Here is a 25,635-nt window from a genome sequence, read left to right on the forward strand (position 1 = left end):
AATGGTCACAAATTAGGGGGCCAGGCTTCTTAAAATCAGCGAAGAGAGCAGCACCGCAGCAGCGGGGGCCGTTTCGAGGTTGTACTGCAGCTGTACGGGATTAATATAAGGGCACATCACCATGTGGATGGCCTGGGTGACCTCATCCAGCGGCGTTTTTCTCTCGAACTCGCCGGCCTGCCTGCCTTCGATAATGATGCTCTCGATAAGCTTCATCAGGCTTTCTGCATACCGTTCAGTCGACGGCCACTGCTCGCGTGCGGCAACGGCGGCAATGTCGTAAAGCTTACGATCGTGGAAAAACAGCTCGCTGCCTGCCTCGGTGAGCGCTTTGAAAAGACGGCGTAGTTTTTCGCTTGCTGACGGCGAATCTTTGATGGCCGCAAGCACGGCCGCCATAATCAACTCCAGGCGGTTAGCGCAGATCACCTCGCCAATAGCCTGTTTGGAATCGAAAAATTTATAAATGTAGGACTTTGAAAAACCGATGGATTTAGCCAGTTCGGCCACGGTGGTTTTTTCATAGCCATAGTGGCCGAAGTGCTCAAAAGCCGCTTCGACGATTTGCTCTCTGACTGAGTGGTCAAGGGGACCACGCGTTGATGGGGCGTTCATATTTTTAGTCATTATTTAAGCTTAGCGTGACGGGCTACGATTGACAACGAGTGACCATTTCGTATTTTGGTTACATTCATTTTCGTCGTGAGCCGTTCAGACGGGACGATCAACCAGGTGGGGGTAAGTGTATCACTGTTTTTCGCGCGCTATGGCATCTATCTGTCTGCGGGGGAGAGGAGGCCGCAATAGCGATGCGGCCTTGTCTGTCAGGCAGCCAGTTCAGGCATTTGCTCCTTCACGAAATTCAACACCTTCTTCGCGTCCAGCGACGCGTAGGGAAGACTCTCAATGATGGCGATTGAACGCGTATTGCCCACCGTTGCGTGTATCTCATCGAGTTTGTACTGAATGTGCGGCGCGATAAGAAAACCGTCGAAAGCGGGGGCGACGCTGGCGAAGTTATCCAGCCCAACAGCGCTAATCATCAGTGGAGAGCCTTCTTGTTCTGCCAGGGACTGCATTTTTTTGGCAAGAGCGTTTGCGGTATTACCGAACAAACAACATATCAGAAGCTTTTTCATATTTTGTTCCTCCTGAAAACCGCTCATAGCGTAGTCCTGAGGTGGTCACCGAAATGCGCGCTATCTCTTATTTTGGCGACAACACTATAATCCCAGATCGCTCAACGAGGGGTGATCGTCCGGGCGTCTGCCCAGCGGCCAGTGGAACAGTCGCTCAGCGGCTTTTATCGGCATATCGTTTACGCAGGCAAAACGGCGCTTCATCAGTCCGTCCGGTTCGAATTCCCAGTTTTCATTGCCGTAAGAGCGGAACCAGTTGCCGGAATCATCATGCCATTCATAGGCATAGCGAACGGCGATGCGGTTATCCGTAAACGCCCAGAGCTCTTTAATCAGACGATAATCGAGCTCTTTTTTCCATTTCCGCTCCAGAAATGCCTGCGCCTCTTCACGGTTGGTGGCGAACTCCGCGCGGTTGCGCCATTGAGTATCCAGCGTATAGGCCAGCGCGACCTTCGCCGGGTCGCGGCTATTCCAGCCGTCTTCTGCCAGTCTGACTTTTTCGATGGCGCTTTCACGCGTGAAGGGCGGTAAAGGAGGGCGTGCGTTCATTGCTATTACCTCTGTCTGTTATTATGTAGACAGGTCTGTCTACTTGCGCTAATCTATGCCTGAAAAATAACGCTGTCAACACTCCTTTTAGAGGCTGCCGAAAAGTGAATACACCCGTCATGAGTAACGATAAAAAAATCAGCGTCAGGGATAAAATATTACATACGGCGCACGATCTGTTTTATTCCACGGGTTTCAAAGCCACGGGGGTAGATACGCTGATTAGAGAGTCGAAAGTGACGAAGGTGACGTTTTATCGCCATTTTCCGAGTAAAAGTTTACTTATTCTTGCCTATTTACAGTACCGGCATGAAATATGGATTAACTGGTTTGAAACTACGCTGCGTCGACATCTCGAAGCAGGCCTGACAGCGTCTGATGCATTATCCGCAACGCTTCACGAATGGTTTGTTTCGCCCGAGTTTCACGGCTGCGCGTTTATTAACGCCAGCGCAGAGGCAAAATCTGAAGATATTGAAAGCGAAATTAAAGAGATTTGCCGCAACCATAAAATAGAAACAAAGAAAATCATTGCGTTGCTGACGAAAACCGCTGACGAGGGCGTCGTTAGCGAGATCATGCTGCTGATTGACGGCGCAATTATTCATGCGCAAATGGGCGTGAATACAGCTGATGTCATCAAACCATTGAAGAAGGCATTATCAGGGTTAACAGGGGAAAAATGACTGGCGAGATCCCGTTTAAAAAGCTTTCCTCCTCGTTACTGCGTTGCGCTCGTTCATCGGTTGATGAACAATAATGCTAAGCGTTCAATAACCTTCACACCGGAAATGAGCAAATGGCCTATAACCGCACTTTCGCGCTCGATATAAGCTGGAAAACGCTGCTGAAAGACGCGGGGCTCGAGCCAGAACGCATTCTTCGCAGGGCAGGATTACCTGACGATCTGTTTGTGCAAAAAGCGCGGGGGCTTGATACGGATGAATACATCCGTTTCTGGGACGCGCTGGAGGCCGAATCGAACGATCCGGCCTTTCCCGTTCCGCTTATTGAACTGATCTCAGCGGACGTATTTGATCCACCGCTCTTTGCCGCACTGTGTAGCAGCAATATGATGCAGGCCGTCCAGCGTCTGGCCAGATATAAACAGCTTATTGCGCCCATGGTTCTGGAGACAAAGGTGGATCACAACGGCAACCTGACCGTTTCACCGCGCTGGCTTTTTGCGACAGATCTTCCGCCGTTTCTGCAGGTGGCAGAGCTGGGATTCCTGCTCAAGCTTCTGCGGCTGGGAACCCGCGAACCGGTTACCCCCTTAAAGATCTGCGTTTCTGCGCTACCGTCAGTGGTTCAGAACAGCCACTTTTCACGTTTCTTTGGTACTGACGTGCAATACGGAGAACATCCCGCCATCACTTTTTCCGCAGCCGATGCGCTTCGGCCTTTTTTAACGGTAAATGAGGGAATGTGGCAGGTATTTGAACCGGAACTGCAGCGTCGTCTCGGTCAGTTAGATGACACGGCCTCAACCGCTGAGCGCGTACGTTCAGTACTTCTGGAACTTATTCCCGGTAACGAAGCGACTATCGAAAAAACGGCGGAGCGCCTGGGAATGAGCAAGCGCATGCTGCAGCGCAGGCTTGAGCTGGAAGGGGACAATTTCCGCAACCTCGTCAACGCGTGTCGCGAACACCTGGCCCGCCATTATCTTCGCAATACGCGTCTTTCCGGCTATGAGATCGCATTTTTGCTGGGGTTCGAAGATCCTAATTCATTCTATCGCGCATTTATGACCTGGACTGGCCAGACCCCTGAAGCGGCCAGGTCAACCATGCGTCTTGAGTAAACACGCGCGTATTTATCGCTCTGATGGCGCAGTTTGCTAGTCACATGGCGCGATACGCTAGTTAACATGAGGTCGAAGGAGAGCAAACTAGACACAGTCTACTCACCGAGGTATCTATGTTTACTCAGGACAAAAAAACTGCGCTGGTCACCGGTGCATCGTCAGGTATGGGCAAAGCCATCGCCCGTCGTCTTATTCAGGATGGCTATCAGGTTTACGCTGCTGCCCGTAGCGTTGAGAAAATGCACGATCTCGCCCAGCTTGGCGCGTACCCTCTGCGGATGGATATCTCACGTGATGAAGACATTTTGGCTGCAGTGAACACCATCATGTCGCAGACAGGTGGGGTTGACGTATTGGTCAACAACGCGGGTTTTGGGCTCTATGGACCGGTAGAAGAGATCGGTATTGATGAAGCTCGCTATCAGTTTGAGGTTAACGTGTTTGGTGCGGCCCGCCTTACGCAACTGCTGATCCCGGCCATGCGCGCCAGACGCAGCGGTTACATTATTAATATCACCTCTATGGGGGGTAAGATTTACACCCTTCTGGGAGCCTGGTATCACGCAACGAAACATGCGCTTGAGGGATGGTCTGACTGTCTGCGTCTTGAAGCGGCTGAGTTTGGCATTAAGGTTGTGATTGTTGAACCGGGTTTAATCGAGACAGGCTTTGGTGATGTGGTCAGCAGCAATATAGTTAAACGTTCAGCAAATGGCCCTTACGCTCGCCTCGTGGAAAAGGTGGCTAAATCGGTCAAAAATGCATACGGGAATGGCAGAGGCAGCGATCCGAAGGTGATTGCGGACGTGGTTGCCCGCGCCGTTAAAAGCCCTCATCCGCGTACACGCTATGCAGCCGGCAAGTATGCAAAGATGCTCATCCGCATGCGTCTCTGGTTGGGAGACCGTCTGTTCGATCGCGTTATTCTTGGCCAGACGCTATGACCCAGGCGCCGAGGATGAAAAAATCCTCGGTGTCAGTATGTACCCTTACACAAGGCTGTAAATCCCCGCTCCCCAGTAACCGGTACCCCGGGAAGTCTGTTCTTTCCAGCCTGATGCGATCAGTTCCTTCGCAATAAACCGATTGATCATTCCGTGCCCCATGAGCAAGACGGGGCCGTCAGAGTCCTTCGCGACATTCACCAGGATTTCTGCCGCCTTAACGGCACGTTCTTTTGCGACGCTCACGCACTCTGCCTCGCCAGACAGGCCGCAGAGCCAAAGAACGCGAAACAGCGCTGCCCAGTAAAAAGGCGATAGCCGTAACCCCGGAATACGGAACACCGGCAGCTCTGCTTCCCGAAAAACCTCATCAATTAAATCCGGTTCACACCCCAGCGTTTTCAACGATGAAAGGGCTCGCGGGAGAGGGCTGCTGAGAAACGTGAGCGCGCGGTACGCCTGAATTTGAGCCTTTTCAGGCGGCCTGTCGCTGCCCGTCGAAGAGAGGTTATAGCTGTCGATCCATTCGGTCATTTCCCTGCACGAGACCCTTGGCGCGCCCCTGTAATGGGGTTCTCCATGCCGCATCAAAATAATTTCCATACGTTCTAATCGTTAGTCCTGGTCATCCATTCAAATCAGGCAGACTAGCGCGATCTGGTGAGGGTTTTCACCCACCCGTTTTGGTGTGTCGGGCGAGATCCATAACACGCGGGCTGTACTTAAGGTCGTTCACCGCAATAATATATGCGGCAAGAATGTAACTGTTTTTGTCTTTCTCGTTTCGCACGGCATCACACCTAAAGCGGTTAGTAAGGATACCCTCCATGACGTTTCGTATTCGACAGGCCACCGTGGCGGATTCAACGCTTTTAAGCGAGCTGGGATACCGCATCTATCCCGCCCATTTTCAGCATCTGTGGGTATCAGACGCAGAGATGAAGGACTTTCTGGACGCCGAGTATGCCCCTTCCGTAATTGAGCGGAGCCTGGCAGAGAGCCACGTTTCCTGGTTTGTAGCTGAAACCGACCGCCCCATGGGGTTCATGAAAGTGACCTGGGAGGCCCTGGTTCCAGAAACGGACAAGCAGGGCGTGCTCCTCAACAAGCTCTACCTCGATCCTGCTGAAACCGGCAAGAACTATGGGCAGGTCATGTTCAGCGAAATCATCGACATGGCCCGAAGCAAGGGGAAAACCTATTTCTGGCTGGAGGTGCTTGAGCAGAACGCGGGTGCGTACCGCTTCTACCAAAAGCAGGGCATGCTCTGCCTGAAGGACGTCGTTTTCGAAACCGCTTCTCAGCAGAGCATTCTCAGAATTATGGGGATGCCTCTTTAGAAAGCGCGTCCTGCTGTGCCAGCGACAGCGCGCTGGCGCTGGCGGGATCGAACAATGAGAGGCTCTCGATCTGATTGAGTAAAATGACCTTGCGAAATGACATTGCGCTGCGGGGCTCTGAGTCGAGCGTAATGTCGTGCTCTGCATACCACCTGCTGTAATTATTCTCAATGCGCAGGTTCATCGTCTTCTCGTCCCTGTACCCGCTCAACATCGGGATTAGCACGATATTCGCCGTTTTTTCATATTCCAGCGTCGCGGTGTGGATCATGCCGATGTAAATCCGCCTCGACCGGAGGGTGACCTGCGCCAGCTCGCCTTGCTCCATGCACTGGTACAGCAGTTGTTCTATCCCGCTCGACTGGGCAAGGCGTTTGTAGAGCTTTTTCCGGCTTTCACCGTCCAGCCTGGCGCTGCCCGCCCAGTTAGAGCGGTAGAGGCAAAACAGAATAGCAAACGCCAGCATAACGACCACCGGTGCCTGAATGCCTAAAAAACTCCAGTTCATAAAGTCGATTTGCCAGTCGGTATATTTCGGTGAGGCAAAGTGGAAAGCGTTGTTGGCGGCGGAAAGGCCGAGCAGCAGCAGCCAGAGCAGACCCGTGGCAATCACGCCCTGCAGAACGAAAATACAGCCATACAGCGCCACCAGAAAATAGACGTCCCAGCCGAAGGATCGCTTGATTTTAAAGCGGGTCGACAGGTCGCGGCTGGTGTACCAGTACCCGCATACCATCAGCACCATAAATATCGCCGTTCCCATATCAGGCCCTCTTCAGCGTGTCGACGTGACGCAGAAAATCCTGCCGCACCTCGTTGCTTTTGTAGTTCACCGAGGCGTTCCCGTCCTGGTCGATGATGATGCGATCGCCATCTTCGACGGCTTCAATAATTTCCTGCTGGCTCATTACCTGCAATAAGGATTCCGGGCTGGAGAATAGGGAGAGAAAGAAACGTTTCATGTCAGGCATCCTTATGAATTAAAAAGAATAAGCCTGGAAGATGCCCGGCGAGTTTGCCTTAAGGATAACCTGAAAGTTTAAGCCGGGTGGCGGCTATGCCTTATCCGGCCTGCAAAACCCTCTCTTTTTATCTCGCCTCAACATATTGATATATCACCAAAATAAAAAATAGATCGCTACAAACTTGGACAAATAACGTTAATTGTGTAAGTTTTAATTATGCGATTACGCCACGTTGTTTACAGCCAGGATGTGACCCATGAGCACTTTGCCCTCTGTCGTGAGTCGGTTTGTTGAGTACTACACCGCACTGGATAGCCAGCCGCCGTCTGCGCTGGCGGGGCTTTATCATTCAAATGCCACGCTTATCGACCCGTTTGGCGAGCATGACGGGATTTTCGCGCTTCAGCGCTACTTCACCCATCTGCTGGCTAACGTCGAGCATTGCCGTTTTACCATCGATCCGCCGTTGTGCAGCGACAGCCGTTTTGCTGTGACCTGGGTGATGCACTGGTCGCACCCGCGCATTGCCGGGGGAGAGCCGCTCGAACTGCCGGGGTGTTCAGTGGTGGAGACGGAAAACGATCTCATCATGCACCAGCGGGACTACTACGATGCGGGAGAGATGATCTACGAACATCTCCCTCTGCTTGGCTGGGCGGTGCGTGGCGTGAAGCGGAGGGTCAAATCATGAAGACGGTGCTGATTACCGGGGCAAGCTCGGGCATCGGTGCCGGGCTCGCGAAATCCTATTCCGCTGACGGCTACCATGTGATTGCCTGCGGGCGCGATCCGGCACGCCTGGAAGCCCTGCATCAAACCTGCCCAAATCTCACCGTTCGCCTGTTCGATATGACGAACAGGGACGCCTGTCGCCAGGCCCTGACCGGCAGCTATGCCGATCTGATTATTCTCTGCGCCGGGACCTGCGAATACCTCGAGCAGGGCGTGGTGGACGCGGCGCTGGTGGAGCGGGTGATGGCAACAAATTTCCTCGGCCCGGTGAATTGCCTTGAGGCACTGCAGCCGCAGCTGGTTGCGGGCAACCGCGTGGTCCTGGTGAGTTCGATGGCCCACTGGCTGCCTTTTCCCCGCGCGGAGGCCTACGGCGCGTCCAAGGCGGCGCTGAGCTGGTTTGCCGAGAGCCTGCGCCTGGACTGGGAGCCAAAAGGCGTTTCCGTCACGGTTGTCTCGCCGGGCTTTGTTGATACGCCCCTGACGCGGAAAAACGATTTTGCCATGCCGGGCAGGGTGAGCGTCGACGAGGCGGTCAGGGCGATCCGTACCGGGCTGGCGGCAGGGAATATGCACATCGCGTTTCCGTCCGGGTTTAGCTTCATTTTACGGCTGCTCTCCGGGCTACCCACGTTTTTGCAGCGCGTGCTGCTGCGCAGGATGGTGCGTTCATGAAGATTGCGATTATCGGCAGCGGCATCGCCGGGCTAACCTGCGCCTGGCGGCTGGCCGGACACCATCAGGTGACTCTGTTTGAAGCGGGCACCACGCCTGGTGGGCATACCGCAACGGTTGACGTGGCGACGCCGCAGGGCACCTATGCGATCGATACCGGGTTTATCGTCTACAACGATCGCACCTATCCGCGCTTTATGGGCCTGCTCAGCGAACTGGGCATCAGCGGGCAAAAAACGCAGATGAGCTTTTCGGTGCACAATCCCGCGACCGGGCTTGAGTACAACGGTCACACCCTGACATCGCTGTTTGCCCAGCGCCGAAACCTGGTGAATCCGACATTCTGGCGGCTGCTGGGCGAGATTGTCCGCTTCAATCGCCTGGCGAAAGCGGCGCTGGACGGTGAGGTAGACCCGAACGCCACGCTGCAGACGTTTCTGGACCAGCACGGCTTCACGCCGTTTTTTGCACGCCATTACATTCTGCCGATGGGGGCCGCCATCTGGTCATCCTCGCTGCAGGAGATGAAGCGTTTTCCGCTGCCGCTCTTTTTACGCTTCTTTGACCACCACGGCCTGCTGGATATCACCCGTCGCCCGCAGTGGTACGTCGTCCCGGGCGGCTCGCGGGAGTATATCCGCGCGATGCTCGACAAGCTTGGCGATCGTCTGACGCTGCACCTGAACGCGCCTGTTCAGCGTGTGAAACGTCAGGCGGAAGGCGTCACCCTCCAGCTCGACGATGCCAGCCATACCTTCGACCAGGTGATTTTTGCCTGCCACTCCGCCCAGGCGCTGGCCATGCTTAGCGACCCGACCCCCGCAGAGCGCGAGGTGCTGGGCGATATCGGCTGGCAGCGCAACGAGGTGGTGTTGCACAGCGATCCGCGCTGGCTGCCGGTGCGCCAGCGGGCGTGGGCCAGCTGGAACTACCGCCTTAGCGATCGCGAGCAGGCCAGCGCCTGCGTCACCTACAACATGAACATTCTGCAGGGGCTGCCTGTGGGCAGCCCGCTGTTCTGCGTCACCCTCAACCCGGAAACGCCGGTGGACGAACGCTTCGTCTGGCAACGCTTTATCTATGAACATCCGCTGTTTAACCCGCAAAGCTGGCGCGCGCAGGCGCGCCGCGGGGAGATCAACGGTCAGCGGCGGAGCTGGTTCTGCGGGGCTTACTGGTACAACGGTTTTCATGAAGATGGCGTGCGCAGCGCGCTGGACGTGGTCAATGCGATAGCGGCCGGAGAGGGGAACTGAGATGAACAGCTGCCTCTATCACGGCGTATTACGCCACCGCCGCCTTCAGCCGAAAACCCATGAGTTTAGCTACAGCGTGTTTATGGCCTGGCTGGATCTGGATGAACTGCCGCTGCTGGCCTCCGTCGGCGTGCGCCGCAATCGCTTTGCCGCCGCTTCGTTCCATGACGCGGACTATCCGCTCGGCGCGCCGCTTAAGGAGAACGCGCTGAGCAGGCTCGAGAGCCTGACCGGGGAACGTCCGGACGGGCGGGTTATGCTCCTGACGCAGTTGCGCTATTTCGGATTTCATTTTAATCCGGTCAACTTTTACTACTGTTATGACGGGAAGGGAACCCTGCGCTGGGTGCTGGCTGAGGTTCGCAACACGCCGTGGAATGAACGTCATTACTATGCCGTCAACGGGCAGGATGCGCAGCCCACGGAAAAAGCGTTTCACGTTTCCCCCTTCAACCCGATGGACATGATCTACCACTGGCGCTTTAACAGCCCGGACAACACGCTGCATATGCACATTGAAAATCATCAGGAAGCGAAGGTGTTTGACGCCACGCTGGCCCTGCGCCGGGCGCCTCTGACCCGCCCGGCGCTGCGCTCGCTGCTGCTGCGCATTCCGCTGATGACCCTGAAAACCGTTTTCGCCATTTACTGGCAGGCGCTGCGCCTGTGGCTCAAGCGCTTGCCGCTGTATAACCATCCCGTCAGCAGGAGTGAACGCTCATGACCGATCCCGTCTTTGCGCTAGAACCCGATATCCCGCGCAACGTCCGCATCGCGCGCTGGCTGCTTTTCAGGCTGTTAAGCGGCATTCGCGGCGGCTCGCTCACGCTGCGAGAAGGGGCGCAGACCTTTCATTTTGGCGAGGCATCCTCCGCGCTGCACGCCGACGTGCAGATCCTCTCGCCCGGCGTCTACTGGCGCGTCCTGACGGGCGGGAGCCTGGCCGCGGCAGAAGCCTGGATGGACGGCGAATGGGAAACCGCGCATCTCACGCCGCTGCTGGAACTGCTAGCGCTTAACGGCGAGGTGCTTGGCCGTCTGGAAAAAGGGTTTCGCCTGCTCGGCAGGCCGCTGGAGCGGCTGCGCCACTGGACCCGGCGAAACTCACGGGCGCAGGCGCGCGAAAATATTGCGGCCCATTACGATCTGGGCAACACCTTTTATGGCCACTTTCTGGATAAAGAGTTGCTCTACTCCAGCGCGCTGTTTACCGCTGACGAGCAGGATCTCACGGCGGCCCAGCAGGCCAAAATGGCGCGCCTGTGCGAACAGCTGGCGCTGAGTCCGGGCGATCACCTGCTGGAAATCGGTACCGGCTGGGGCGCGATGGCGGAATACGCAGCCCGTCATTATGGCTGCCGGGTGACCACCACTACGCTCTCGCAGGAGCAGTACGTCTGGGCGACGGAGCGGATCGCCCGCGCCGGGCTGCAGGATCGGGTCGAGGTGCTGCTCTGCGACTATCGTGACCTCACCGGTCAGTACGACAAGCTGGTCTCGATAGAGATGATTGAGGCCGTAGGGGAGCGCTATCTTCCGGTGTTCTTCCGCACCTGCCAGGCGCGGCTACGTCCGGGAGGACGGATGGCGATTCAGGCCATCACCATTCAGGATCAGCGCTATCGCGACTACAGCAAAAGCGTTGATTTTATCCAGCGCTACATTTTCCCCGGCGGCTTTTTGCCAAGCATTACCGCGATGAATGAGCTGATGACGCGCCACACCGACTTCGTGGTGCGCAATCTCTTCGACATGGGGCCGGACTACGCCCGCACGCTGGCCCACTGGCGGCAGAGTTTTGTTCATGCCTGGCAGGAGATTGAAAAGCTCGGCTTCGATGAACGGTTCCGCCGGATGTGGCTGTACTACTTTGGCTACTGCGAAGCCGGGTTTAACGCCCGCACCATTAGCGTGGTGCAGCTCACCGCCGAGCGCGTATGAGACGCTACCTTCAGGTCTTCCTGTTGGCCGTCGCGTTCGATCTTTACTGGGCGCTGGTGGTGCTCTTTCGCGAACAGGGCCTGATTATCTGGCTTGCGCTGGCGATCCTGGCGTGCCTGCTGTTACCGCCTGCATACCGTTTTTACGCCATCGGGCTGGCGGCCGCAGGCAGCCTGCTGGACGCGCTCTGGGCCCTGACCGGGCTTATTGCCTTCACGGGCGAGTCCCTGATGCCGCTATGGATGGTGGCGTTGTGGCTGATGTTCGCCACCGTCTGGACGCAGCTTACGCGCACCACCACGTTGCCCGGCTGGCTGCTGACCCTGCTGGCCGCCGCGGGAGGGCCGGTGGCCTATCTGTTCGGCGAGCGGCTGGGCGGGATCACGTTTCTGGAGCCGACCTTTATCGTCGTCAGCTGGATGGCGCCGGGCTGGCTGGTGCTGATGCTGTTTTTCCACCTGCTGATGGGGAGACAAAAATGAGAGCTGTGGTTCTGCTGCTTTGTTTAACGATCGTCATGCCCGCGGCCCAGGCGGCCGACTGGCTCGCCTGGCGCAAGGTGGGGGACGCCACGCTGACCTGGGGACCGTTCACCGTCTATACCTCTCAGCTGCTTACCCCCGACGGGCGTTACGGCCAGGGGAACCCGAATCAGGCGCTGATTATTACCTACGCCCGCGACATCGATCGCGATGAGCTGGTCCAGGCGACGCGCGACCAGTGGCAGGCGCAGGGGATCCTGGCGCAGGAACCACAAAGCGAAGCCTGGCTGCGGATGCTCCAGTCGCTGTGGCCGGATGTCCGGCCGGGCTCGCAGCTGGCCTTTGTCCTCAATGACGGGCAGGGGCAGTTCTGGTATCGCGAGCCGGCCACCCGGAAAACGTTTATTCCACTGGGCCCGCGCCAGTCGGAGGCGTTCAGCACCCGCTTTCTGGCCATTTGGCTCGATCCCCGCACGCAATATCCTGAGCTGCGTCAGCAGTTAATCGGAGGCCAAAAATGAAACGTATCCTGATGATGGCGCTGGCATTGACGATGCTGCTGGCAGGCTGTAGCACCGAGGTGAGCGAGTATCGCCAGCAGCAGCCGCGGCTGGATATTTTCCACTATTTCCAGGGTAAAACCGAAGCGTGGGGGATGGTGCAGGATCGCAGCGGTAAACAGCTCCGCCGCTTTCACGTAGAGATCGCCGGGGACGTTATCGGCGATACGCTGACGCTCAATGAGCACTTTGTTTACGACGACGGCGAGAAGCAGCAGCGGGTATGGCATATTCGGCGCGTGGGGAACGATCGCTACGAGGGAACGGCAGGGGATATTGAAGGAGTTGCCACGGGGCAAGCCTCGGGCAACGCCTTTAACTGGCATTACAGCATGAACGTAAAAGCCAGCGGGAGCACCTGGCTACTGAAGTTTGACGACTGGATGTATCTGCAGGATGAGACCCATCTGTTTAATAAAACCGAGATGAAGAAATTTGGCGTCACCGTCGCCACGGTGACGCTGTTCTTTACCCGGAATACGGAAGCTTAGTCGCGAACATCGCCGGTTTTGCTGCTGGAGTAGATGAAGTACAGGGCAATCCCCAGGCACACCACCGCCCCCAGACGGCTCGGTGAAAACGCAATAGCGGGATTGTTCAACCAGCCAAAGTTATCAATCAGCATGCTCATGACGAGCTGGCCGAATATCACCGCCACCGTGGCGACGGCGGTGCCGATGCGCTGCACGGCAAGCACCATGATCACAATGTAGGGAACGCCGAACATCGCCCCGAGGAGCTGCCATTTCGGCACGTCCAGCAGCGTGACCGCCTGCTTGGGTTCAAAAAAGAAGATGAGCAGGGCGGTGACCAGCGCACCGACGGAAAAGGTCAGGAAGGCGCTTTTGAATACGCCCACGCTGCTGCCAAGCTGGCCGTTAATGGCGGCCTGAATGCTCAGCGTCGCGCCGCCGCATACGGCCAGAAGAATCATAATCAGTGTCATACGTTACCCCTGCGCGACCAGAACCAGTGCCGCAATAATGAACCCCAGTGCAATAATGCGCTTCGCGTTGATCTTCCTGTGCGGTGAACCCAGCAGACCGTAGTGGTCGATGATCAGGCTTTTAAAGACCTGGCCGGCCAGAATACCAATCATGGTCATGGCAATGCCGATGGCGGGTGTAGCCACGGTCAGGATGACCACGTACACAGGACCGAGCACGCCGCCGAGTAGCTGCCAGCCGGGCTGTGCGAAAAATGACGGGCTGTTACGCGGGCTGAAAAACAGCATCAGCAGAAACGTCAGCGCGGCGCCAACGCCAAAAATGCTGAACGTCGCCCATAAATCGCCGACTTTTCCCCCCAGGGGGCCCAGCAGTCCCGCCTCGACGGAGAGGCCCATCCCGCCAGCAATCACCAGTAAAATCAAAACCAACTGCATTCTTCTTCCTCCGTTTTCAGGCGAAGAAGATTACGTGGGTTGTCCAGTGAGAAAAATGCCATAATGGTGGAAACACCTTTGCGAGAAATGCATTAATGGTTGACGCCAGCAACATCAACATTCGCGCGCTGCTGATCTTCATTGACGTGTATGAAGCGCAGAACTTCTCCGCTGTGGCGCGGCGGCAGGGGATATCGGCCTCGCAGATATCGCGCGTGATCCACCAGCTTGAGGATGCGCTCGGGCAACAGCTTTTCTACCGCAATACCCGGGCCGTCATCCCCACGGAAAGCGGCCATCTTTTTATTCGCTATGCCCGGACGATGGCGGAAAACCTGGACGAGGCGCGACGAGAGCTGGACGCGCGCGCGGCGGAGCCGTCCGGCGCGATCCGCATTAACGGACCGGTGTTTTTCGGCCAGAAGCACATTGCCCCCGGCCTTCCAGGCCTGTCGGAACGTTATCCGCGCCTGAGCGTAGAGCTGACGCTGACCGATGATTTTATCGACCCGCATCGGGATGCCGCCGACGTTATCTTCCGGATTGGCGCGCTGACGGACTCCTCGTTTCACGCGCGGGTGTTCGGGCAGCAGGTGTATCACCTGGCCGCGTCGCCAGACTACGTGCGTAAGTACGGTGCGCCTGAAGGGCCGGACGATCTGAACCGCCATCGCTGTCTGGTCTATCGCGGCTCCTCAGGGCCTAACCGCTGGCTTCTGCGCAGGGCGGGCGAGGCGTGGACACACTATCCCGTGACGCCGTTGATGACCTCGAATAATGCCGAAGCGTTACTGGGCGCGGCGCTGGGCGGGATGGGTATTGTGCTGTTTCCGGACTGGCTGGTGAGCGAGCAGCTCCAGCGCGGCGAGCTGATTCCGCTCCTGCCCGCGCTGGAGTGTGCGATTAATACGGAACAACAGGCTATCGCGGCGATCTATCCCGATGCCCGACATCCGCCTCTTAACGTCAGGACGGTGATTGATTATTACGTCGAGCGCTTTGGCACGCCGCCGTACTGGCAAGCCGGGATTGCGTGACGGGTCCGGCATCCAGTAGTGTTAAGGGATATCAACAGAGGATGATTGGGCCATGCACCTTGATTTTCGCCAACTTCGCAACTTTGTCGCGCTGGTTGAATACGGCAGTTTTAACCGGGCGGCGGAGGCGGTTTGCCTCTCGCAGTCCGCATTTAGCCGAAGCATTCAGGCGCTGGAGCAGAGCGTGGGGCATCCTTTATTCGATCGCCAGAGCAAGCTGCCCACCCTGACGCTGCACGGACAAACGCTGCTTCCTTACGCTCGCCGCTTTCAGGCCCTGAACGTTGAGCTAAGCAGCCAGATGCGCGAGGCGGAGGAGGCGCTTACCGGCGAAGTGATGTTCGGCTGCGGCCCGGCACCGTCGGCGCGGCTGATCCCCGCCGCGGTGGGGGCATTCCACCGCAGCATGCCACAGGCGAAGGTAAGGTTTCAGGTTGATAACTGGTTTGCCCTCCATCAGGCGCTGACCACTCGCCACTATCCGTTCGTCGTCGCCGACAGCTGGCAGGCCGAACTCGATCCCCAGCTTCGCGTTCAGCCGCTGAGCCCGCAGCGCTGCTTCTTTATCTGCCACGCCGATCACCCGCTGGCGAAGGAGGGACCCGTCTCCGTCCAGACCATGCTCCGCTATCCGTTTGCCGCACCCTATTTGCCGCCCGGCGTGCGCAAAGTGCTGGCAACCCTGAGCGAGCAGCAGGATTTTTCGCCGGCAATTCAGTGTGACCACATTTATGCGCTGCTTTCTACGCTGGCCCATACGCACGCCGTCAGCTTCGCCAGCGAGGACGGCTTTGCGCTGTGCCAGCAGAGCCACCGCCTGGTCAAGCTGGAGCTCAGCGATCTGCCGGAAGAGTGGCGCCTGATGCAGACCCGGTTTGGGATTATCTCCCCGGTTCATGCAACTCAGCCGCCGCTGGTCGAGAAGATGATCGACATTATTCTCCACGTTGACCGCCAGCACGCGCTTCAGCTGCTGGCGCAGGAGGAGGTTTAGCGCGGTTGTCCTTCGGCATCGTACTGCGGCCAGCGGGCTTCCAGCTTCAGCGCGATGAGCGCCTGTTCGACGAATTTTCCCTCGGCCCACGCTCGGGCATCAAACGCGCTGCGGATCAGGCGAGACGCCTGCGCCTGTTCAACGCTGTGGCTGACGCTGTCCGTCAGGAACGGGTCGATGCGCGGTGAGGTGGTAAAGTTAAGGTCGTCGGGGCGGAGCTCTTCCAGGAAGAGCGCCTGGGGGATTTGGCTTTGCTGTGCCATTTCTGCCGACCAGGCTTCACGGTTGTTCGGATCGCTGATTTCTGCCGCGTTCTTCACCAGCACGTCGATAATCTGCTGCGTCGCCTGCGGCCAGGCGTCAATAAAGGTTTGTGTCCCCAGGAACCCCGACTGCGTGGTGTTCTGACGACCGGAATCGCCGCTCTTTACCACCACGTCGATCTTATCGCCCCGCAACGCCAGAAGAGACACGCCGCCCCAGACGGCATCCACGCGGCCCGCCGCCAGCGCCGCTTTTCCGGCATTCCAGTCGAGATTAATGACCTGCAGGTTTCTTTCCGTGAGCCCGGCGGTTTGCAGGGCGCGGTCGAACGCCAGCTGGTCCGCCGTACCGCGATAGACCGCGACCCGTTTACCCTTTAAATCCGCCAGCGTTTTAATACCCGAGGCGCGGGTGACCGCCAGGTAAGACTCCGACCCGCGGCTGCCCAGCAGCAGGCGCGTGGGAAGGCCGTTCGCTTTGCCGATGATGGCTGCCAGATCGCCAAGGTAGACAAAATCAAGCTGTTGGTTTGCCAGCGCTTCATTCACCGCCGGACCCGCACCCTTAAAGAACTGCCACTGGATTTCTACGCCCTGAGGTTTGAACACTGCCTCAAGCTGGTGGCGGATGTACGCCATGCCGACCGGGCCTTCAATAAAGGGCTTACTGCCCGCACTTTGATCCGGAACGCCGATGCGAATGGCGTGCAGCGCTTCGGCGCTGGCGTTCCCCGTCAGGGCGAAGGCGGCCACCAGCGGCAGCAGAGCGCGACTAAAAAATGCTTTCATCATAACAAGTTACTCCGAGGTTTTTTTCTCACCCTAATGAGCCGCCCGGCCCGCTGTTAAATGCTTTTATTAGCAAAGAACAGGTGAAAATGAGCTAAATCAGCGCCAGCGAGTCCGGCAGGCTGAAATGCATTTGTTGCATCGGGATTATTCGAGTAACGCAATGACGGAGGGGAGCGGGGCGGGGTTTTATAGCGGCATGACGGGTTTAAACGTGAAGCACTATGTCGCAGATAATTTTAAAAACGGGCTCATCCGGAAGGCAGAAAATACGACTTAACGGCTGGCCGTGGATATTGCCCGCGCTACTGCTGCTGCTGTGGTTCATCGCCGTAGAGCGCCACTGGATGCCGGAACAAATTTTACCCGCGCCTTCGGTGGTCGCCGACACGGCGCTCTCGCTCCTGGCCGGAGACCTTCTCTCCCAGTGGGCGTTTAGCCTGCAGCATCTGCTGCTGGGCCTGCTGGCAGGCGCGTTCGCCGGCACGCTGTTAGGCGCGCTGTTCGGCCTGGTTCCCGGTGCGGCGCGTCGCGTGGAGCCGCTGTTTTACGCGCTGGCGCAAATCCCGACCCTGGGGTGGATCCCGCTGTTTATGGTGCTGTTCGGGATCGATAACGGCCTGAAGCTGGCGGTAATCATCAAAACCACCATCGTGCCGATGACGATCAACACGCAGCAGGCGGTAACCAGCGTGCCCCATACCCTGAGCGAGGCCGCCAGGGTGATGAATTTTTCCCGCTGGCAGCGTCTTCGCTGGCTGGTGATCCCCGCGAGCCTGCCGGGCTGGTTCACTGGCCTGCAGCTGGCGCTCTCTCAGGCCTGGGTGTCGCTGATCGTTGTTGAACTGCTCGCCTCGTCGGAGGGCATTGGCTACCTGATGGTCTGGGGGCGTCAGCTTTTTCAGCTGGATATCGTTTTCGTCACCATTGCGGTGGTGGGCTTCAGCGGCATGCTGATGGAGTGGGCGGCGAATCGGGCCTTTTCCCGACTGGTGTTCTGGCCCCAGCCCGCCGTCGGACGTCTTGCCTGGAAACCGCAGGCCAGCTGGCAGGCGCTGCAGCTGCCGGTTCTGCTGCTGGCGCTATGGCAGCTGGCTAGCCGATGGGGATGGATTGACGGGGCGCTGTTCTCTTCGCCGCTGACGGTCGCCGGGCGCTTTATGCAGGGCGCGGCAAGCGGGGAGCTGGCGACGGCGATACTGGCAAGCCTCGGGCGCGCCTTTACGGGCGGGGCGGCGGGTATTGCCGGTGGCCTGCTCTGCGGATTACTGCTGGCGCTGCGGCCGCGCGCCGGCGAGATCGTCACCCCAACGCTCAACGTGCTGCGCCATATTGCCCTTTTTGCGTGGCTACCGCTGCTGACCGCGTGGGTGGGCAACGATAACGTCGGTAAAATCGTCTTTATCGCCCTGGCCTCGTTCTTTCCGATGTTCTTTAGCACCCTTCAGGCCGTGCAGCAGCGTAACCCGCAGCTGGACGAAGTGGCGCGCGTGCTGCGTTTAGGCGGCCTGACGCGCCTGCGGATGCTGATCCTTCCCGGCGCGGCACCCGGTATTTTCGCCGGGCTGCGGCTGGCGATGATCTACGCCTGGCTTGGCAACATTGGCGCGGAATACTTCATGTCCTCGGGCGCCGGGATCGGCAGCCTGATGATTAACGCCCAGCAGCTGCTGGATATGCCCACCATTCTCTGCGGCATGGTGCTGGTCGGTCTCACCGGCGCAGCGCTGGATAAAGCCGGACGTTTACTGGAACTTCGCGCCACCCGCTGGCGCCAACAGGAGCCATCATGACCGCTCAAACTCTGGTCTCATTTCAACATGTGCGTAAAACCTGGCAGCAGGTCACGGCGCTGCAAAATTTTAGTCTCGACATCGCTGCCGGTGAACTGGTGGTGCTGGTGGGCAGCAGCGGCTGCGGTAAGTCGACGCTTCTGCGCATGCTGGTCGGACTTGAAGAGGTGACGCAGGGAGAAATCCGCATCAGCGGCGAGCTGGTCACCGGCGTGGGCAAAGAGCGCGGCATCGTGTTCCAGGAACCCCGGCTGTTCCCCTGGCTGAGTGTTATCGACAACGTCATGCTGGGGCTGGCGGATGAAAAACTGAGCCGTGCCGCCAAATGCCAGCGCGCGCGGGAGATGCTGGCGCGGGTGCAGCTCACCGAGTTCGAGGGCGCGCTACCCGCGCAGCTTTCCGGCGGGATGGCCCAGCGCGTCGCCATTGCTCGCGGCCTGGTTGCCCGCCCACAAATTCTGATGCTGGACGAGCCGTTCGGTGCGCTCGACGCCCTGACGCGCCACACCCTGCAGCAGGAGCTGTTGCACATCCACCAGAGTGAAGGCACCACCACGCTGCTGGTCACTCACGACGTTGAGGAGGCGGTAGCGCTGGCGGACAGGATCGTGGTGCTTTCCCCGCGCCCCGGACGCATACGCGACGTGATTAGCCTGGCGCTGCCTCATCCTCGCCAGCGTGACGATGCCGCCTTCGCGGCAGCCTGTCGCCAGATACGAAACCTGATTACCTCATCCTGACCATTCAATTAAGGAGTAATAACATGGGACATCCTTCCGTCTTTCCCACCGGCGCAACGCTGTACGATCCGGCGCGCGCCTGGAGCGGCTATACGCTTTTTCAGGCCACTGAACACGGTGCCGTACTGGTGGACATGAACGGCACGGTAGTGCGGGAATGGCCGGAGCTGCACGGCTTTCCGAACAAGATCTTGCCCGGTGGGGCTATCCTCGGGCACAGCGGCGAACGCGACCCGCGCTACGGAATGCAGGACATGCTTGACCTGATTCAGGTGGACTGGGAGGGGAACGTCACCTGGAAATTTGACCGCTACGAAAAGATCGGCGACCCGGGCCACGAGCCGCGCTGGATGGCGAGGGCGCATCATGACTATCAGCGCGCTGGCAATCCGGTTGGCTATTATGCGCCGGGGCTGGAGCCGCAGGTCGATGGGGGCAATACGCTGATCCTCGCCCATACCAACCTGGTTAACGAGGCAATTTCAGACAAGGTCCTGCTGGATGACACCATCATCGAAGTTGACTGGCAGGGTAACGTGGTGTGGGAGTGGCGCTGCAGCGATCATTTTGAGGAGCTGGGCTTCGACGATGCGGCGCGCACCGCGCTTTACAATAACCCCAACATGCGCGCCAGCGGCGGCGGAATGGGCGACTGGATGCATATCAACTCGATGTCGGCGCTCGGGCCGAACAGATGGTATGACGCAGGAGATGAACGCTTCCATCCCGACAACATTATCTGGGATGCACGAGAGTCGAACATCATCGCCATTATTGATAAGCGTAGCGGACGCATCGTCTGGCAGCTGGGGCCCGATTACAGCAAGCCGGAGCTTAAACACATCGGCTGGATTATCGGCCAGCATCACGCCCATATGATCCCCCATGGGCTGCCCGGGGCGGGTAATATCCTGATCTTTGACAACGGCGGCTGGGCCGGGTACGGCGCGCCAAACCCGGCCTCGGCGGACGGCGTGAAAAACGCCTGGCGAGATTATTCGCGGATTCTGGAAATCAACCCCGTCACGCTGGACATCGAGTGGCGCTACTCGCCGTACGAGGCAAGCTTGCCCCAGCCGACCGATTCCTACCGATTCTACAGCCCTTACATCAGCAATATGCAGCGCCTGGAGAACGGCAATACCTTGATTAACGAAGGATCAAACGGACGGATCTTCGAGGTGACGCGCGATCATGAAATTGTCTGGGAGTATATCTCTCCCTGGTGGGGAAAAACGCTGAACAACAATATGGTGTACCGCGCGTACCGCATTCCCTACGCCTGGATCCCGCAGCTGAGCCAGCCGGTTGAGACGCTGATTGAGCCGGTGGACGTGCGAGCGCTGCGACAGCCGGGTGCGGCTGCTGCGGGCCCGGCGCAAAGCGTGGTTCGGGTCGCCGGGGTACAGCCCTACAGTAAAGGTGCCGATGCGCTGTGCGTCGCGACGGATAACGATACGCTTCTCCGCAGTCCGAAACTGTTCCGCGTGGCGGAGAGCCGGTTCAGGCCGGTTCAGGATGAAAGCGAGCTGGAACAGGAGGGGACTGTGCTGCTGTTTGTCGGCGCAGAACGCTGCGTACACTGCCGAAAACTCTGGCATATTCTGGCTCAGGAGACGGTCATCCCGCTGACCGACCGGCTTGATACGCGCTATCTTGACGCTGACCTGAACCCGGCGCTGGCCGCCCGCCTCGGCGTACGCGGCCTGCCTGCGCTGCTGGCGCTCAGGGGCGGGAATGAGATATCGCGGGCGCCAGCGCATCTGTCTTCAGAAAGCGTGCACGGCTGGCTGAGAGATCTTTTTGCATGACGGCTCTCCGGGCGAGGCCGTTAACGCTTCACCCGGAAACCGGACGGTTATTTCGCCAGGATTTCCTGTCTGACGATCTCCGCGCCCGCGCTTAAGGCTCTCAGCTTGCCGTTAGCAACCTCGCGGGAGAGGGGAGCCATGCCGCAGTTGGTTGACGGATAAAGCTTGTCGGCATCGACAAACTGCAGCGCTTTGCGCAGCGTATCGGCCACTTCCTCCGGCGTTTCGACGGCGTTGGTTGCCACGTCGATCGCGCCGACCATTACTTTTTTACCGCGGATCAGCTCCAGCAGATCCATCGGCACGCGGGAGTTGTGGCACTCCAGGGAGATGATGTCGATGTTAGAGGTCTGCAGCTTAGGGAAGGCCTCTTCATACTGGCGCCACTCTGAGCCGAGCGTCTTTTTCCAGTCGGTATTGGCCTTGATGCCGTATCCGTAGCAGATGTGTACCGCGGTTTCGCATTTCAGCCCTTCGATGGCGCGCTCCAGCGCGGCGATGCCCCAGTCGTTCACTTCGTCAAAGAAGACGTTAAACGCCGGCTCATCAAACTGGATAATATCGACGCCTGCGGCCTCTAATTCTCTCGCTTCCTGATTGAGGATTTTGGCGAATTCCCAGGCCAGCTTTTCGCGGCTTTTATAGTGTGCGTCGTAAAGGGTGTCGATCATGGTCATCGGCCCCGGCAGAGCCCATTTAATCGGCTTATCCGTAAGCTGGCGCAGGTATTTTGCATCGTCCACGAAGACCGGTTTCTGCCTTGCGACGGCAGAGACCACGGTCGGTACGCTGGCGTCGTAGCGGTTACGTATGCGCACCGTCTGGCGGTTCTCAAAATCCACGCCGCTCAGGTGTTCAATAAAGGTGGTGACGAAGTGCTGGCGGGTCTGTTCCCCGTCGCTGACGATATCGATACCCGCACGGATCTGCTCATCCAGCGACAGGCGCAGCGCATCCTGTTTACCCGCCAGTAATTCCCGATCCTGTAATTTCCAGGGGGACCAGAGCGTTTCAGGTTGTGCAAGCCAGGTCGGCTTCGGCAGGCTGCCAGCGGTAGAAGTCGGGAGCAATGTTTTCATAATAAAAGACCTTTTTGATGAATTAAAGCGTGTAGTTATCAGACCACTGCTCAAGAATGTGTTTGTAAGGCTTAATGAAGTACTCTTCGGTAAATCGACCCTGTTCAATCGCCAGGCGGCTTCGCTCTTCACGGTCATACACAATTTTTGTGAAGGAGTGATCCTGCTGGTTCAGGTCCGGTCGATAGCACAGCCCCGCCGCCGAGTTAGCGTTATAAATCTCCGGGCGATAGATTTTCTGGAACGTTTCCATCGTGCTGATAGTGCCGATCAGTTCCAGATCGGTGTAATCACTCAGTAAATCCCCGGTGAAGAAGAACGCGAAAGGCGCCACGCTGTTCTCCGGCATGAAATAGCGCACGCTCAGGCCCATCTTCGCGAAGTACTGTTCCGTTAAGGATTCGCCCTCCGGCTGATACTCAATCCCGAGAATGGGGTGCTGATTGCCCGTGCGGCGGTAGGTATCCTTGCTGGAAACGCTCAGACAGATCACCGGCGCTTTTCTGAAGTTTTCTTTGTATTCAGGTGACTTCACAAAGTGGCGGAAAATATTGCCGTGCAGTTCGCCAAACTTTTCCGGAATACTGAAGTGCTGCTGGTTCTTGTTGTGCTCCAGCAGCAGCACGCTGAAATCGTAATCCCGCACGTAAGACGAGAAGTTATTCCCGACGATGCCGGGAATACGCTGGTTGTTTTTTTTGTCGACAATATAGGTTTGCAGTATCTCGATGGCCGGGAACGGTTTTTTCGCGCCAATATTCAGGTCGACTGAAATAATTTCAAGCTCAACCGCGTAGCGATCGGCATTTGGGTTATCCCAGCGCGCCAGGGCGTTAAAGCGGTTGTTGATCATCACCAGCGTATTGCGCAGGTTTTCCTGACGCTTTTCCCCGCGCGCCAGGTTAGCAAAGTTGGTGGTCGTACGCGTATTTTCTGACGGGTTGTAATTCTCATCGAAGCAACTGCGCTTAAGGGTATATGTGAAAGCTTTGCTCATTGTGGTTATGCATCCTAAGTTCATGTTGCTAAGAAGTTACCGATGCATAATTTATGCCTGAGCCCGTGGCGCAGGGGAAGTGACTTAATTTCACTGCAACATGAGGGAAGTTCATGAAGTGTAATGCTCGAGGTATTGCTGCCTTTCTTGCCGGGTGGCGCTGCGCTTACCCGGCCTACGATTCAGCGTCGTTTGTAGGCCCGTGCAAGCACAGCGCCGCCGGGCGAAGCTGGTGATATGTCTGTGATATGCACTTTTCCGTCGTCGTTAAGCGGCTGTAGGGAGGAGGGATTTTTTATTTCCTTTCAATTCCCGCTATAATCCCCAAAATTTCCAATCGGTTTAGAAAGATCATGACAAAACTCACCTTACAAGAGCAGATGCTCAAAGCGGGCCTGGTCAGCAGCAAAAAGGCGGCGAAGGTTCAGCGCACGGCAAAGAAATCACGCGTTCAGGCACGTGAAGCTCGGGAAGCGGTAGAAGAGAATAAGAAAGCGCAGATCGAGCGCGACAAGCTGCTGAGCGAGCAGCAGAAGCAGGCCGTGCTGGCGAAAGAGTTTAAGGCGCAGGTGAAGCAGCTGATTGAGATGAACCGCATCACCGTCTCAAGGGGCAACATCACCTTTAACTTCACCGACGGTAATCTGATCAAAAAAATCGAGGTCGACAAACAAACCCAGGCTCAGCTGATCAACGGCCGTCTGGCGATTGCCCGCCTGGTCATCAACGCCAGCGGCGACTGTGAATACGCGATTATCCCGGCGGTGGTGGCGGACAAAATTGCCCAGCGCGATGCCGACAGCATCGTATTAAACAGCGCGCTCAGCCAGGAAGAGCAGGATGAAGACGATCCGTACGCGGACTTCAAAATCCCGGACGATTTGATGTGGTAAATCCCCTTCAGAACGGGGCGGCGTGACGGGCGTTAACCGGCTCTCCGCTCACGGGATGAATAAAATTCAACTCGCTGGCATGCAGCATCAGCCGGGGCGCGTCTTCCGCCCCCGGCACGTCAAGACCGCCATACAGATCGCAACCCAGAATCGGGTGTCCCAGCTGCTGGCAGTGAATACGCAACTGATGGGTTCGCCCGGTCTCCGGGGTAAGCATCACCCGCGTTAACGGCAGATCTGCGCCCTGATAAAACCGCTCCACGACCCGGTAGCGAGAGCGTGCCGGCTTTCCGCTGATGGCGCAGATCGACATCAGCGGAAACAGCGCCGGATCTTTGGCAATCGGCGCGTCTATGACTCCCTCATCGTTTTCCAGATGTCCGCAAAGCAGGGCGCTGTAGCCTTTCTCCACGCTGCGCTGGCTGAACTGCTGGCATAGCGCGGCGTTGATGGCCTTATTGCGCGCAACCACCATCAGCCCGGACGTGCCGAAATCCAGACGATGTACCAGCGTGCAGCCGGGGAAGATTTGCACCAGACGATAGTGGACAGAATCGAGGTTTTGCGGATTTTTGCCCGAGAGGCTGAGCAGACCGGAAGGCTTATTGATGAGCAGCAGATGTTCATCCTGCCAGAGGATCTCAATGTCGTCGTGACACGGTGGGGCAATAAAAGAATCAATAATCGCAGACATCAGGCCGCCCGGCTGGAGAGTGGGAGCGGATGATAACGAAATGCGGGGGAAAAGAAAAACCCTCCCACCGGGCGGTGAGAGGGCGAAATCTTACGCTGCTACCAGGCTGTCGATGGCGGCTTTCGCATCGGTCTGCGCTTTAGTCGCCACTTCAGGACCGTAAGCGATGCCTTCCGCGAACACGAAGTTCACGTCGGTGATGCCGATGAAGCCCAGGAACAGGCTCAGGTACGGTGCAACCAGGTCGGTTGGGGTATCTTTATGGATACCGCCGCGGCTGGTCAGCACGATAGCGCGTTTGCCTTTTACCAGACCTTCAGGGCCGTTCTCGGTGTAACGGAAGGTTACGCCAGCGCGAGCCACCAGGTCGAAGTAGTTCTTCAGCTGGGTAGGGATGTTGAAGTTGTACATTGGGGCGTTGATCACGATAACGTCGTGCGCCTGCAGTTCAGCAATCAGCTCGTCGGACAGGGCCAGGGCTTCCTGCTGACGCGGGCTCAGCGGCGCATCGCCTGGACGCAGCGCGCCAACCAGCTCGCCATCCAGCACAGGAATCGGGTTTGCAGCCAGGTCACGCACGGTGATTTCGTCAGCAGAATGCTGTTCACGCCACTGTTCAACGAAGTAATCAGACAGCTGACCAGACTGAGAGTACCCTGCCAGAATACTGGATTTCAAAACTAATACTTTGCTCATGGGTGATTCCTGTTGTTGCATTTGATTGAAGGGGGTTGCCCCGTTGCTTGTTGACACTCTATTCACAAT

At 57.6% G+C, this 25,635-nt stretch carries 31 protein-coding genes; 18 read left to right on the plus strand and 13 right to left on the minus strand.

All coding sequences use genetic code 11. The features are described 5' to 3' along the window. Window positions 1-12 precede the first annotated feature (12 nt). The 3 genes from ACWHWP_RS11170 to ACWHWP_RS11180 form a co-directional block, all read right to left on the minus strand. Window positions 13-627 carry a TetR/AcrR family transcriptional regulator gene (locus ACWHWP_RS11170; RefSeq protein ID WP_059311356.1) on the minus strand — a complete coding sequence of 205 codons (615 nt, stop codon included), beginning with the start codon at window positions 625-627 and terminating at the stop codon, window positions 13-15. Window positions 628-824: 197 nt separating this feature from the next. After that, on the minus strand, window positions 825-1,139 hold the full coding sequence (locus ACWHWP_RS11175) for a PTS sugar transporter subunit IIB (RefSeq protein ID WP_059311403.1): 315 nt from the start codon (window positions 1,137-1,139) through the stop codon (window positions 825-827). Between the two features lie 84 nt (window positions 1,140-1,223). Continuing rightward, complete coding sequence (locus tag ACWHWP_RS11180) at window positions 1,224-1,691, minus strand: nuclear transport factor 2 family protein (protein WP_047348631.1); 468 nt, start codon at window positions 1,689-1,691, stop codon at window positions 1,224-1,226. A 119-nt stretch (window positions 1,692-1,810) separates the two neighbouring features. Between ACWHWP_RS11180 and ACWHWP_RS11185 the strand changes: the two genes are divergently transcribed. The 3 genes from ACWHWP_RS11185 (at window position 1,811) to ACWHWP_RS11195 (ending at window position 4,445) form a co-directional block, all read left to right on the plus strand. Beyond that, entirely contained in the window at window positions 1,811-2,377 is a 567-nt protein-coding gene (locus ACWHWP_RS11185; protein ID WP_063429706.1) for a TetR/AcrR family transcriptional regulator, read from the plus strand. A 113-nt stretch (window positions 2,378-2,490) separates the two neighbouring features. Continuing rightward, on the plus strand, window positions 2,491-3,498 hold the full coding sequence (locus ACWHWP_RS11190; RefSeq protein WP_447855579.1) for an AraC family transcriptional regulator ligand-binding domain-containing protein: 1,008 nt from the start codon (window positions 2,491-2,493) through the stop codon (window positions 3,496-3,498). 116 nt (window positions 3,499-3,614) lie between these two features. Further along, the gene (locus ACWHWP_RS11195; protein WP_447855580.1) at window positions 3,615-4,445 is read left to right on the plus strand and encodes an oxidoreductase; all 831 of its coding nucleotides are present in this window, start codon (window positions 3,615-3,617) and stop codon (window positions 4,443-4,445) included. Window positions 4,446-4,490: 45 nt separating this feature from the next. Here ACWHWP_RS11195 and ACWHWP_RS11200 read toward each other — a convergent pair whose 3' ends face one another. After that, on the minus strand, window positions 4,491-5,033 hold the full coding sequence (locus tag ACWHWP_RS11200) for a phosphoglycerate mutase family protein (protein ID WP_059311402.1): 543 nt from the start codon (window positions 5,031-5,033) through the stop codon (window positions 4,491-4,493). A gap of 239 nt (window positions 5,034-5,272) precedes the next feature. On the opposite strand from ACWHWP_RS11200, the gene ACWHWP_RS11205 reads away from it, so the two are divergent. Then, the gene (locus ACWHWP_RS11205; RefSeq protein WP_447855581.1) at window positions 5,273-5,785 is read left to right on the plus strand and encodes an N-acetyltransferase family protein; all 513 of its coding nucleotides are present in this window, start codon (window positions 5,273-5,275) and stop codon (window positions 5,783-5,785) included. Here the strand turns inward: ACWHWP_RS11205 and ACWHWP_RS11210 are convergent. Together ACWHWP_RS11210 and ACWHWP_RS11215 are read right to left on the minus strand one after the other, a co-directional pair. After that, window positions 5,766-6,548, minus strand: a complete 783-nt coding sequence (locus ACWHWP_RS11210) for a hypothetical protein (protein WP_063429712.1) — start codon at window positions 6,546-6,548, stop codon at window positions 5,766-5,768. The genes ACWHWP_RS11205 and ACWHWP_RS11210 overlap by 20 nt on opposite strands. A 1-nt stretch (window position 6,549) precedes the next feature. Further along, window positions 6,550-6,747: a hypothetical protein gene (locus ACWHWP_RS11215; RefSeq protein WP_023335609.1), complete on the minus strand. Its 198-nt coding sequence runs from the start codon at window positions 6,745-6,747 to the stop codon at window positions 6,550-6,552. Between the two features lie 259 nt (window positions 6,748-7,006). Here ACWHWP_RS11215 and ACWHWP_RS11220 point away from each other — a divergent pair, with 259 nt between their 5' ends. Genes ACWHWP_RS11220 through ACWHWP_RS11255 form a run of 8 tightly spaced genes read left to right on the plus strand, consistent with a single transcriptional unit; the run spans window position 7,007 to window position 12,887 of the window. Further along, window positions 7,007-7,441, plus strand: coding sequence for a nuclear transport factor 2 family protein (locus tag ACWHWP_RS11220; RefSeq protein ID WP_059311349.1), 435 nt, complete (start codon window positions 7,007-7,009; stop codon window positions 7,439-7,441). Then, window positions 7,438-8,157 carry an SDR family NAD(P)-dependent oxidoreductase gene (locus tag ACWHWP_RS11225; RefSeq protein ID WP_447855582.1) on the plus strand — a complete coding sequence of 240 codons (720 nt, stop codon included), beginning with the start codon at window positions 7,438-7,440 and terminating at the stop codon, window positions 8,155-8,157. Before ACWHWP_RS11220 ends, ACWHWP_RS11225 begins: the two co-directional genes overlap by 4 nt. Continuing rightward, window positions 8,154-9,413, plus strand: a complete 1,260-nt coding sequence (locus tag ACWHWP_RS11230; protein ID WP_447855584.1) for an NAD(P)/FAD-dependent oxidoreductase — start codon at window positions 8,154-8,156, stop codon at window positions 9,411-9,413. The genes ACWHWP_RS11225 and ACWHWP_RS11230 overlap by 4 nt, the downstream gene beginning before the upstream one ends. Window position 9,414: 1 nt before the next feature. Continuing rightward, window positions 9,415-10,137 carry a DUF1365 domain-containing protein gene (locus ACWHWP_RS11235; RefSeq protein ID WP_447855585.1) on the plus strand — a complete coding sequence of 241 codons (723 nt, stop codon included), beginning with the start codon at window positions 9,415-9,417 and terminating at the stop codon, window positions 10,135-10,137. Continuing rightward, window positions 10,134-11,354, plus strand: a complete 1,221-nt coding sequence (locus tag ACWHWP_RS11240; protein WP_059311345.1) for an SAM-dependent methyltransferase — start codon at window positions 10,134-10,136, stop codon at window positions 11,352-11,354. Before ACWHWP_RS11235 ends, ACWHWP_RS11240 begins: the two co-directional genes overlap by 4 nt. Next, the gene (locus ACWHWP_RS11245; protein WP_047348620.1) at window positions 11,351-11,836 is read left to right on the plus strand and encodes a DUF2878 domain-containing protein; all 486 of its coding nucleotides are present in this window, start codon (window positions 11,351-11,353) and stop codon (window positions 11,834-11,836) included. The genes ACWHWP_RS11240 and ACWHWP_RS11245 overlap by 4 nt, the downstream gene beginning before the upstream one ends. Continuing rightward, window positions 11,833-12,357: a hypothetical protein gene (locus tag ACWHWP_RS11250; protein WP_059311343.1), complete on the plus strand. Its 525-nt coding sequence runs from the start codon at window positions 11,833-11,835 to the stop codon at window positions 12,355-12,357. The genes ACWHWP_RS11245 and ACWHWP_RS11250 overlap by 4 nt, the downstream gene beginning before the upstream one ends. Continuing rightward, window positions 12,354-12,887 (plus strand): DUF3833 domain-containing protein, encoded by a 534-nt coding sequence (locus tag ACWHWP_RS11255; RefSeq protein WP_063429724.1) that lies wholly within the window; start codon window positions 12,354-12,356, stop codon window positions 12,885-12,887. The genes ACWHWP_RS11250 and ACWHWP_RS11255 overlap by 4 nt, the downstream gene beginning before the upstream one ends. Here ACWHWP_RS11255 and ACWHWP_RS11260 read toward each other — a convergent pair. Both ACWHWP_RS11260 and ACWHWP_RS11265 read right to left on the minus strand, forming a co-directional pair. Continuing rightward, a complete protein-coding gene (locus ACWHWP_RS11260) occupies window positions 12,884-13,342 on the minus strand; it encodes a DMT family transporter (protein WP_063429726.1) in 459 nt (152 codons plus the stop codon). The two genes, ACWHWP_RS11255 and ACWHWP_RS11260, sit on opposite strands and share 4 nt — an antisense overlap. A 3-nt stretch (window positions 13,343-13,345) precedes the next feature. Continuing rightward, window positions 13,346-13,780: a DMT family transporter gene (locus ACWHWP_RS11265; RefSeq protein WP_047075294.1), complete on the minus strand. Its 435-nt coding sequence runs from the start codon at window positions 13,778-13,780 to the stop codon at window positions 13,346-13,348. 95 nt (window positions 13,781-13,875) lie between these two features. Here ACWHWP_RS11265 and ACWHWP_RS11270 point away from each other — a divergent pair, with 95 nt between their 5' ends. Further along, window positions 13,876-14,817, plus strand: a complete 942-nt coding sequence (locus ACWHWP_RS11270) for a LysR substrate-binding domain-containing protein (protein WP_447855586.1) — start codon at window positions 13,876-13,878, stop codon at window positions 14,815-14,817. A 52-nt stretch (window positions 14,818-14,869) separates the two neighbouring features. Further along, window positions 14,870-15,811, plus strand: a complete 942-nt coding sequence (locus ACWHWP_RS11275) for a LysR family transcriptional regulator (RefSeq protein WP_447855587.1) — start codon at window positions 14,870-14,872, stop codon at window positions 15,809-15,811. Here ACWHWP_RS11275 and ACWHWP_RS11280 read toward each other — a convergent pair. Beyond that, window positions 15,808-16,866 (minus strand): ABC transporter substrate-binding protein, encoded by a 1,059-nt coding sequence (locus tag ACWHWP_RS11280; RefSeq protein WP_447855588.1) that lies wholly within the window; start codon window positions 16,864-16,866, stop codon window positions 15,808-15,810. The genes ACWHWP_RS11275 and ACWHWP_RS11280 overlap by 4 nt on opposite strands. 221 nt (window positions 16,867-17,087) lie before the next feature. Between ACWHWP_RS11280 and ACWHWP_RS11285 the strand changes: the two genes are divergently transcribed. From ACWHWP_RS11285 to ACWHWP_RS11295, 3 genes are read left to right on the plus strand one after another with little or no spacing between them, the layout of a single operon-like run. Next, window positions 17,088-18,656 carry an ABC transporter permease gene (locus ACWHWP_RS11285; protein ID WP_059311337.1) on the plus strand — a complete coding sequence of 523 codons (1,569 nt, stop codon included), beginning with the start codon at window positions 17,088-17,090 and terminating at the stop codon, window positions 18,654-18,656. Beyond that, complete coding sequence (locus ACWHWP_RS11290) at window positions 18,653-19,396, plus strand: ABC transporter ATP-binding protein (RefSeq protein WP_063429730.1); 744 nt, start codon at window positions 18,653-18,655, stop codon at window positions 19,394-19,396. The genes ACWHWP_RS11285 and ACWHWP_RS11290 overlap by 4 nt, the downstream gene beginning before the upstream one ends. 23 nt (window positions 19,397-19,419) lie before the next feature. After that, the gene (locus ACWHWP_RS11295) at window positions 19,420-21,207 is read left to right on the plus strand and encodes an aryl-sulfate sulfotransferase (protein WP_447855589.1); all 1,788 of its coding nucleotides are present in this window, start codon (window positions 19,420-19,422) and stop codon (window positions 21,205-21,207) included. A 47-nt stretch (window positions 21,208-21,254) separates the two neighbouring features. Here the strand turns inward: ACWHWP_RS11295 and ACWHWP_RS11300 are convergent, their stop codons facing one another. Beyond that, window positions 21,255-22,286: a methionine synthase gene (locus ACWHWP_RS11300; RefSeq protein WP_063429734.1), complete on the minus strand. Its 1,032-nt coding sequence runs from the start codon at window positions 22,284-22,286 to the stop codon at window positions 21,255-21,257. 22 nt (window positions 22,287-22,308) lie between these two features. Next, window positions 22,309-23,283 carry a DUF1852 domain-containing protein gene (locus tag ACWHWP_RS11305; RefSeq protein ID WP_447855590.1) on the minus strand — a complete coding sequence of 325 codons (975 nt, stop codon included), beginning with the start codon at window positions 23,281-23,283 and terminating at the stop codon, window positions 22,309-22,311. Window positions 23,284-23,636: 353 nt separating this feature from the next. Between ACWHWP_RS11305 and ACWHWP_RS11310 the strand changes: the two genes are divergently transcribed. Then, the gene (locus tag ACWHWP_RS11310) at window positions 23,637-24,176 is read left to right on the plus strand and encodes a DUF2058 domain-containing protein (RefSeq protein ID WP_023327414.1); all 540 of its coding nucleotides are present in this window, start codon (window positions 23,637-23,639) and stop codon (window positions 24,174-24,176) included. Between the two features lie 7 nt (window positions 24,177-24,183). On the opposite strand, the gene ACWHWP_RS11315 is transcribed toward ACWHWP_RS11310, so the two are convergent. Together ACWHWP_RS11315 and azoR are read right to left on the minus strand one after the other, a co-directional pair. After that, complete coding sequence (locus ACWHWP_RS11315; RefSeq protein ID WP_447855591.1) at window positions 24,184-24,870, minus strand: RluA family pseudouridine synthase; 687 nt, start codon at window positions 24,868-24,870, stop codon at window positions 24,184-24,186. 90 nt (window positions 24,871-24,960) lie between these two features. After that, a complete protein-coding gene (gene azoR / locus ACWHWP_RS11320) occupies window positions 24,961-25,566 on the minus strand; it encodes an FMN-dependent NADH-azoreductase (RefSeq protein WP_059311330.1) in 606 nt (201 codons plus the stop codon). Window positions 25,567-25,635 lie beyond the last annotated feature (69 nt).

The organism is Enterobacter sp. WI-ESBL-E8, assembly GCF_053364895.1.